Source organism: Pseudoalteromonas sp. TAB23 (assembly GCF_000498075.1).
GTDB classification, from domain to species: Bacteria; Pseudomonadota; Gammaproteobacteria; order Enterobacterales; family Alteromonadaceae; genus Pseudoalteromonas; species Pseudoalteromonas arctica.
On sequence record NZ_AUTP01000314.1, the window covers coordinates 1 to 9,192 of the forward strand.

Here is a 9,192-nt window from a genome sequence, read left to right on the forward strand (position 1 = left end):
AAGCCATTCAAGATAAAATATCAGCCACTGTGGTTATTAAAGGCGACTTGAATCAAGTTGTAAATGTTGAAACCGTTGTAGATGCAGTGAAAGAGTAAAGTAATTATAAAAATATACAGATTGAGTTAAAAAACTTAAAATTAAGTACAGGTTTAACTTTATCAGGTGTTTTATGAAAGCGTTATTAGCTGATTGTTCAGCAAGTATTTCAGAACTGAGAAAAAATCCAATTGCGCTCTTAAATAAAGCTGGTGGAAAGAGCATCGAAATTTCGAAATATAATAAGACAGTTGCTTATTTAGTTCCTGCACAATTGTATGAGTTGATAATGCATCAGCTTGATGACAATGAATTAGCTAAAATTATTAAAAGTCGTAGAGCTGATTTATCTCAGGAGGTTGAAGTTAGCATTGATGACTTATAGCTCTTATCAATTGAATTACATTAATTAGAAAAAGCTAATGCTTAAAGTGACATAAAGTAGCTCAGACTATTTTTCTGTTTATATTAGGGCGTGTTAGCATATAAGAAAGTAAATATTGAGCACATGGATGAATATGGTCACTTTTTCTCGCTATACGACATTAATTTTATATGGTGTTATTACCTATATTTTGTTTTTAATTATGTCTTCAGTAACCATTATTCAAGAATTGTTGCTCGCTTGGACTAATCTTCTTCAAAAAACATTTAATACTTCAAATTTCACACCTTTGTATGGTTACGCTACATTATTATTTTTAGCAGGCTTAGCCGTAAACAAAATTGCAAATAGCTTTTCTATTTATAATTCAAAAAGATATTGGCAATTTAATTGGCGATATCCTTCTCTCATGCTATCTATAACATGCACTATTGCTATTTGGTTGTTTTTTGAATCTAAAGCAACTTACAGTTTTTTAAGTTTAGAATTAATGTTTTCATTTTTACCCCTTTTTATCGGAACAATATTTTCACCTATATTTGAGCTCTTAAAAAACCTTTTGAGACGGCTGTGTAACTTTGTTGTCTATTTATATAAAGGAAAAGAAAACTCCCTAACTCCTGATAAGCAACTGCCCCACAGTTCAACTAAATATATAGCAGGTGAGATCGTATCAGTTTTAAGCCACAAGACAGCAAAAAGTATACGTATTCTAATATGTGGACCGTTTGGTGTGGGGAAGACAACGGCAATAAATTTAGCAGTTGATAAACTAAAAAATAAAAAAGAACTGCCTAAATTAGTTCACTGTAATATTGATCTGTGGGGTGTTGAAGCTGAATCTATTATCCAATATGTATTGGATGAAGTGCTAATAGCACTTAGTACCGAAATTGATATGTGTAAGTTCCGCTCTTTACCGTCGCACTATATTTCAGCTATGAATGCAGGTAATACGTCCTCTAAAATATTTGCAGCATTTATGCATAAACCTACATCTCCAGATGCACTTTTAAAAAGCTTAAGTGATGTAATTAATGTCGCAAATTTAAGGTTATTAGTAACAATTCAAGATCTCGATCGAAATCAAAAAGCTTTAGACAGCCTTCATGTGCTTGCTGGCCTGCTAGATAGATTAGAAGAACTGCAAGGTATTGATTATATTTTTGCAGGTGAAAACCGCCCAGAGTTTTCAGATACTTTACTGCGTATTTGCCCAATTCGATTTGATTTTTCTAAACCAAATATTATTAATGAAATTAAAGAGTTAGAAAATAATTTAATTGATAATAATATGCAAGAGTATTATAAGGAAGTTCTTTTAGATCAATATGTACCTGGATGCCCACTACTCATTAATCAATTGTTACCCTCATTTAGGGCATTGCATACTCTTGAAGAGCAAATTAAATCTGCTTGGCTGGAGTTGGGTGGTGAAGTTTTATTTTACGACTTTGTTTTACTTCAGGCATTGAAAAATAATAACCCATCTATTTACGATGCACTGATAGTGCTATTAAATAAAAAGTCCTTTAAAAGCCAACCGTTAACTGAATTTATTGCAGATAACTTTTCTCCGGACGATAATTTAGGTAAAGAACTTATAAAGGCTTGCCTAGAGCACTTTGGCTTAACTTATATTTTTAAAGCTATAGGAGAGAGTAAAGGTAGAGAAACATACGTTTCAAAAGATAACCCGCCGGCTCATGTTTTATCATTTTATAAACACGAGCATATAAGTAGCTCATTAATCGAAGGCAGGCTTACAGCGAAAAAGCTTAAACAAAGGCACGTTTTTAAAACGTTGAATGAAATTTCTAGTGGTGATAGCCGTATTATTAAAAACCAAGCAATTACTGACTTATGTGCCGCTGTGGAAGATAATGATACTTCTGGTTTTTGGCTTGAGTCAATCAAGCGTTATGGTTGGCGTATTCTTTACAATGAAATTAAAGATGAAGCAACGGTTAAGCAATTATTTGAAAAAGCGATTAATGTTCGGTCATCAAGGAAATCTTTAGAATTTCTAACATCGTTTATTGTAAAAAGTGAGCAATTTGATCCAGAAAGTGTATTTATAAAATACCTTTTTTCAGAAAGAATAATAAACGACTTATTTGAGCAACGTACTTCTTTTACACATGGAACCTTGTTTGCGCTATTAAGAATTTATAAGGGCTTTAGCCCTCGCAGGCGCTCTAGCAGTGAACATAGGGATTATACAATCCCTATGAATAATCTTATTTTACAATTTATTAATTGCAATGACTCTGTTAGCGAAGCTAATTTATTGTACTTATTTTCAAATGATATCCCCGAGATTCGTGATCTAGCCAGTGATCTAAATAAATCGACTTTAAATAAAGTACACTCTTTAATCGCAAATACTAAACCAGCAAGTACTCGTGTAATTTATAGTCAAATAGCTGAAGCACGAGAAGCGGATTATGATGAATTTGAAGGTATAAAAAATGATGCTTTAAAATTAATATCGAGGGTATTAAAATTTTAGCTTGAAATTAAAGCGCGATAATTACCTTATCGCGCTTCAATTTTAAATATTTATTTTATTTTTCAGTTTTACCCCAAACCCAACAACCCCCATCAACAACACAAATCCCCATACAAACACATTGCCGTATTGGCTGTACACGCTGTCGCCTTTTATGAGCTTAATGTTAGCTTTCAATGTTGTAGCTTCAAACTGTGGCATGGTTTGTTGTGCGTGGCTTATAGGGTCGTATACGGCGCTTACACCATTGTTAGTAACACGCACTAGAGGGCGTTGTAGTTCGAGCGCGCGCATACGGGCTATTTGCATATGTTGCAAAGGCCCAATGGAGTCGCCAAACCAGGCATCGTTACTTACCGTAAAGAGTAGGTCGGAATCGCTTTTGTAATTACCGCGTACTAAATCTGCAAAAACAATTTCGTAGCAAATAGCGGGGAGTAAGTTATAGCCATTGGCGCGTAAGTTGTTTTGCACTTTGTCGCCACGGGTAAACGATGACATTGGTAAATCGAATAATGGGGCAATAGGGCGCAAAAAATCTTGAAACGGTACAAATTCGCCAATAGGTAACAGCTGGTGTTTTTGATAGCGGTTTTTATCAAGGTAATGATAATGCCCGTGCTCGTCGGCGCGTTCTTTATTACCGACCACAATAAGTGTGTTAAATATGTTTTTGGTGTCTCGCTGGTAGTCAACAATACCGGTTACAAGGGCGGTTTTATTAAACGAGGCTGCACTGTCTAAATTGGCTAGGTAGGAATCAGCAAGCATTTCTATTTCAGGCACTGCAGCTTCTGGCCATACTATTAAGTCGGCATCCCAATGTGGGCGTGTCAGGTCTTGGTATTTGCTCATTGTGGTCCAAAACTCACTTGGCTCAAAGCGCAGGTGTTGCTGTATGTTCCCTTGTACGAGCAATACTGACATGTTTTTATCTGTGTAATGAATACTACCTGTGGTGTTTGCGCCTGTAAAAATAAGCGCAACAGCTGTCGCAGTAACCGCTGGGGTTTTAAAATCTTTTTGGGTAAGTCTATACAGTGCAAAGCCAATAGCGACACAGGTAAGTGTTAAGCCAAACTCGCCAATATAAGGGGCAAGCCGCCTTAAAGGTCCGTCGGTTTGTGTGTAGCCAAAACTTAACCACGGGAAACCGGTAAGTACGGTGCCACGTAAATACTCACTAATTGCAAAGCAGGCAATAAGTAATGCGCCAAAGCTTTTAGGGCCACTGGCAAAGCGTGTAGTTGCCCAAAAGGCAAGTGCGGGAAATAATGCTAAGTAGGCGCACAAAAAAGCCATTAACGAGAGCGACGCTATAAGCGGCATGCCGCCAAAGGTGGCAATAGAAACATGTACCCAGCTTATACCTGCACCAAACCAGCCTAGGCCAAAGATAAAGCCATATTTAGCAGCGGTTTTTGCGTGTGCTTTACCGGTATTATCGGGGTTAACGCAAAAAATTATGGTACCAAGGCTAATAAATACGATGGGCCAAATTTCAAAGGGGGCATAGCCAAAAGTTAAAACAAGGCCCGCAACGAGTGCGAGCCATGCTTTTTTATCTTTTGCTAATAAGGTAAGTCTAGTTAGCAGTTTCTTCACTGTCGTTATCATCAGCCTTAGGAACGGTGACTTGCAGTTGCAAAATACGACGATTGTCGGCGTTGGTTACTTTAAATTGGTAACCTTCTATGTCAATCGTTTCACCACGGCTTGGCATATGGCCAAATGCGTGCAGTACAGTTCCGCCAATAGTATCGGCTTCGTCTGTGCTGTAGCCTGTTTTAAAATGCTCGTTAAAGTCATCTACAGGTGTGAGTGCTTGCACTACGTGAACATGTTTAGCAAGTCGACGAATATCTTGATGTTCTTCTTCTTCGTCGTGCTCATCTTCGATTTCGCCAACAATTATTTCAAGAATATCTTCAATCGTTACCAAGCCCGATACGCCGCCGTATTCGTCAATAACAACAGCCATATGGTAGCGTTGCTGACGGAATTCGTTTAGCAATGTATCAACACGTTTGCTCTCAGGTACTACCATTGCTGGGCGTAAATAATCGCGTATTGATGGTAAATGCTCGTCTTTATTTAAGATCAGTGGCAATAAATCTTTAGCGAGTAAAAAACCTTCTACATGGTCTTTGTCTTCAATCACCACAGGAAAACGTGAGTGAGTTGAGTCAACCATCATTGGAATTAGCTCTTCAAGCGGGCTGTCGATCTCAAGAGTGATCATTTGTGAGCGCGGAACCATTATGTCTCGCACTTTAAGCTCAGACACGCCAAGCACACCTTCTATCATCTCTTTTGTTTCAGGATCGATTACGTCTCGTTCTTGCGCATCGGCAATAACTTCGACCAGCTCTTCTCTATTCTGGGGTTCCCCTTGCAACATTTGGGCTATTCTGCCCAACCACGTTTTGCCAGAAGAACCCTGGCTAGATTGCGAGTTACCGTCGCTCATTGCGTCTAATTGCTCCGTTAATTTAAATATCGTCCCGGTATGGGTCTGCTATGTTTAGTTCTGCAAGTAATTGCTTTTCGATGCTTTCCATCTCTAAAGCATCGTCACTCTTTATATGGTCAAATCCAAGCAAATGCAAGCATCCGTGAATAACCATGTGAGCAAAGTGGTCATGAAACGACTTCTCTTGCTCAATTGCTTCAGCTAATACGATGGCTGGGCAAATAATTAAATCACCAACCAAAGGAATATCTATTCCTGGTGGTGCTTCAAATTCGAACGACAGTACGTTGGTCGGTTTATTTTTACCGCGATAGTCGTTATTAAGTTGTTGCGATTGCGCTTCGTCGCTAATAACAATACTGAGTTCTGACTCGTCACGGTATTGGCTAAGGGCTTTGTCGGCCCACAGTGCAAATTGCTCTTCGCTTGGGAGGTTGTCAAACTCACAGGCTATTTGTAAATCAAGTTCGGTTGTCAAAGTATTACTCTTTAGTAGTAGGCTGTTGAAGAGCAGCGAGTGCGTCTTTTGCATTTTGCTTTTCAATGCGCTTTAGTCGCTCGCTTTCGTCGTTTCGCTCGTAGGCTTCAACTATGCGTGCTACAACAGGGTGGCGTACGACGTCTTGGGCTTTAAAGTAGTTAAAACTAATTTCGTTTACGCCATCAAGTACTTCCATTGCATGGCGAAGGCCTGAACGTGTGCCACGAGGTAAATCGACCTGTGTTATATCGCCTGTAATAACCGCTTTTGAGTTAAACCCTATACGGGTTAAAAACATTTTCATTTGCTCGGCGGTGGTATTTTGGCTTTCATCTAAAATAATAAAGGCATCGTTTAAAGTACGTCCGCGCATGTAAGCAAGCGGGGCGACTTCAATGATATTTTTTTCTATGAGTTTTTCTACTTTTTCAAAACCTAGCATTTCAAAAAGAGCGTCGTAAAGAGGGCGCAGGTACGGGTCTATTTTTTGACTTAAATCGCCTGGTAAAAAGCCAAGCTTTTCGCCCGCTTCTACAGCAGGGCGCGTTAATAATATGCGGCGTATTTCTTGGCGCTCAAGGGCGTCAACNGGCGGCAGCAACTGCAAGGTAGGTTTTACCAGTACCAGCAGGGCCTATACCAAAGGTAATGTCGTGGTTTAAAATATTAGCCACATAAACACCTTGGTTATCGTTACGTGGTTTAATAACACCACGGCGCGTTTTAATCACCATTTCTTTGCCGTAAGCGCTGCTTGATGCGTCTTGCTCTAGGGCTTTTGATTCGGTAATAGCTAAATGAACGGCTTCGGGTTCTATTTCGCCTAAAACACCACGAACTGGCTGAGTATCAACATATAGGTTTTTTAAGATTTCTACAGCGCCGGCGCAATTGTGTAGTTTACCGGTTACTTTAAAAAAGTTGTCGCGGTGAATTATTTCAACAGCCAGGTGGCGTTCAATTTGTTTGATATTTTCGTCAAACGGGCCACATAAAGAAGAAAGGCGTTTGTTATCGGCAGGTTCTAAATAAATCTCTAATGTTTTTAACTGATTACTCAAAATTGCTTCCTATAGTACTGCGCCAGCGTTAACTGGCGCTAATAGTGTGACTAAGGAACGAAAGTAGCTACGCCAATTTCGTTAACAGTGTCTGGTTTTGGCTCTGCAGCTGCAGCTTTAGTTAAAATAGCTGAAGGCGCGATTTCACGTCGTAAGTTCATTTCTGATTCTGTACGAATTAAGTCACCACGTAAAGAGTTAGGTAGTGCTTCGGTAATACGTACGTCAACAAACTGTCCGATCACTGTGTGCGGGCCAACAAAATTTACTACACGGTTATTTTCGGTACGGCCACGTAATTCCATTGGGTTCTTTTTAGAAGGACCTTCAACAAGTATACGTTGCTCTGTATCGAACATTTGACGGCTAATTTGCTGCGCCATTTGTGTAATACGGTTTTGTAGTAAGTATAAGCGTTCTTTTTTCTCTTGCTCTGTTACGTCATCTGGCAAATCTGCCGCTGGCGTACCTGGGCGTGCACTGTAAATAAAGCTAAAGCTCATATCAAAACCAATGTCGCTAATAAGCTTCATGGTTGCTTCAAAGTCTTCTTTACTTTCGCCTGGGAAACCAATAATGAAATCTGACGACATGCTTAAGTTAGGGCGAATTTTGCGTAACTTACGAATTGTCGATTTGTATTCAATTGCCGTATGGCCACGTTTCATTAGGTTTAATATACGGTCTGAACCACTTTGTACTGGTAGGTGTAAGTGATCTACAAGCTCTGGTACATCAGCGTAAACGTCGATTATATCAGGCGTAAATTCTACCGGGTGCGATGTGGTGTAACGAATACGGTCAATACCATCAATAGCAGCAATAAGACGAATTAAATCTGAGAAGTAACATATTTCGCCATCGTGCGTGTCGCCGCGGTATGCGTTTACGTTTTGGCCTAGTAGGTTTACTTCACGTACGTTTTGCTCAGCAAGCTGTGCAATTTCTAGTAATACGTCATCTACTGGGCGGCTAACTTCTTCGCCGCGAGTATACGGTACAACACAAAAAGTACAGTATTTAGAACAGCCTTCCATAATTGATACAAACGCAGATGGGCCATCCGCTTTTGGCTCTGGCAGGCGGTCAAACTTTTCAATCTCTGGGAATGAAATATCAACAACTGATGAGCCTTTGTTGCCTTGCACTTGTTTAATCATTTCTGGTAAACGGTGCAATGTTTGCGGGCCAAAAATAACATCCACAAATGGTGCACGTTGACGAATAGAGTCACCTTCTTGTGAGGCAACACAACCACCTACACCAATTATTAAGTCTGGCTTGTCGTCTTTTAACAACTTCCAACGACCTAACTGGTGAAATACTTTTTCTTGTGCTTTTTCACGAATTGAACAGGTGTTAAGTAAGATTACGTCGGCATCTGTTGCATCATCAGTTAGCTGGTAGCCGTTGGTGGCATCTAAAAGTTCAGCCATTTTCTGAGAGTCGTATTCGTTCATCTGACAACCCCAGGTTTTAATATGCAGCTTTTTGCTCATTGAAATATTGCCTCGTGTTCAATTCGATAGTGGCACAAAAATGTGCTAGAAACAGGATTAAGGAGCAAGCATGCTCACTTAAAGGAGGCGTATTTTAGCTGGATACCCGCCCAGATCCAAGTATAGTTTTCATGTTTGTGATCTCAAATCAATACAGGGCGAGTTTAATGTGCTGTTAGGGATATCCTCTGGTATAAAACAAATTAATTTTGATACAATCAAAACAGACTCAAGTAATAATAAAATGATGAAAAACATGACCAAAAATAATGTGATAGTGGTTGGCGGGGGCATGGTTGGCGCGGCTATGGCGATAAAGCTGGCTCAGCAAGGCTTTGGCGTGCGCATAATTGAAAAACACCTAATAGACCCATCGCACATTCTTAGTAGCGATAAGGTGGATATTAGAGTGTCTGCTATTAATCGTTTTTCAGAAAATTTACTTGATGAATTAGGGGCAATGCCTCTTTTAAGGCAAAACCGCATAGCACCTTATCAACAATTAGAGGCTTTTGAGCGCGGTGGTGACAATTTATTATTTGATTGCGCCGACATAAACACGACACATTTAGGCCACTTGATTGAAAATAGTTTAATTCAAGCAAGTTTGTGGCAGCAATTTGGGCATTATAAGATTGAGGTTATTGAGCAATCATTGCCGGTAACTAAAATAGAGCAAACGGATGATTTAATTACGCTTGTGTATGGTGATCAAACCTATACGGCTGATTTAGTAATTGCC

Annotated in this window: 6 protein-coding genes and 2 pseudogenes (1 of these 8 only partly in view); 3 read left to right on the forward strand and 5 right to left on the reverse strand. The window is 39.5% G+C overall.

Annotated features, from left to right (window positions below; all coding sequences use genetic code 11):
- Nucleotides 1-172 precede the first annotated feature (172 nt).
- Nucleotides 173-424 (forward strand): type II toxin-antitoxin system Phd/YefM family antitoxin, encoded by a 252-nt coding sequence (locus L654_RS0120570; protein WP_024608935.1) that lies wholly within the window; start codon nucleotides 173-175, stop codon nucleotides 422-424.
- 133 nt (nucleotides 425-557) lie between these two features.
- Nucleotides 558-2,936, forward strand: coding sequence for a P-loop NTPase fold protein (locus L654_RS0120575; protein WP_024608936.1), 2,379 nt, complete (start codon nucleotides 558-560; stop codon nucleotides 2,934-2,936).
- Nucleotides 2,937-2,978: 42 nt separating this feature from the next.
- On the opposite strand, the gene lnt is transcribed toward L654_RS0120575, so the two are convergent.
- The 5 genes and pseudogenes from lnt to miaB all read right to left on the reverse strand — a co-directional run bounded on the left by lnt (nucleotide 2,979) and on the right by miaB (nucleotide 8,450).
- On the reverse strand, nucleotides 2,979-4,541 hold the full coding sequence (lnt, locus tag L654_RS0120580; RefSeq protein WP_024608937.1) for an apolipoprotein N-acyltransferase: 1,563 nt from the start codon (nucleotides 4,539-4,541) through the stop codon (nucleotides 2,979-2,981).
- Nucleotides 4,522-5,406: a CNNM family magnesium/cobalt transport protein CorC gene (gene corC, locus L654_RS0120585; RefSeq protein ID WP_007585597.1), complete on the reverse strand. Its 885-nt coding sequence runs from the start codon at nucleotides 5,404-5,406 to the stop codon at nucleotides 4,522-4,524. Before corC ends, lnt begins: the two co-directional genes overlap by 20 nt.
- Before the next feature lie 22 nt (nucleotides 5,407-5,428).
- The gene (ybeY, locus tag L654_RS0120590) at nucleotides 5,429-5,887 is read right to left on the reverse strand and encodes an rRNA maturation RNase YbeY (protein ID WP_002958542.1); all 459 of its coding nucleotides are present in this window, start codon (nucleotides 5,885-5,887) and stop codon (nucleotides 5,429-5,431) included.
- A 4-nt stretch (nucleotides 5,888-5,891) separates the two neighbouring features.
- Nucleotides 5,892-6,951 (reverse strand): annotated as a pseudogene (locus L654_RS01000000126510) (PhoH family protein).
- 50 nt (nucleotides 6,952-7,001) lie between these two features.
- Entirely contained in the window at nucleotides 7,002-8,450 is a 1,449-nt protein-coding gene (miaB, locus tag L654_RS0120600) for a tRNA (N6-isopentenyl adenosine(37)-C2)-methylthiotransferase MiaB (RefSeq protein WP_010554713.1), read from the reverse strand.
- A gap of 244 nt (nucleotides 8,451-8,694) precedes the next feature.
- Between miaB and L654_RS01000000126515 the strand changes: the two are divergent.
- Nucleotides 8,695-9,192, forward strand: a pseudogene (locus L654_RS01000000126515) (FAD-dependent monooxygenase) (it continues 692 nt past the right edge of the window).

Bases quoted from the DNA above. Each gene is read 5' to 3' on its own strand.
- L654_RS0120575 (WP_024608936.1), top strand. From the start codon at position 558: ATGGTCACTTTTTCTCGCTATACGACATTAATTTTATATGGTGTTATT.
- corC (WP_007585597.1), bottom strand. From the start codon at position 5,406: ATGAGCGACGGTAACTCGCAATCTAGCCAGGGTTCTTCTGGCAAAACG.
- miaB (WP_010554713.1), bottom strand. From the start codon at position 8,450: ATGAGCAAAAAGCTGCATATTAAAACCTGGGGTTGTCAGATGAACGAA.
- L654_RS0120570 (WP_024608935.1), top strand. From the start codon at position 173: ATGAAAGCGTTATTAGCTGATTGTTCAGCAAGTATTTCAGAACTGAGA.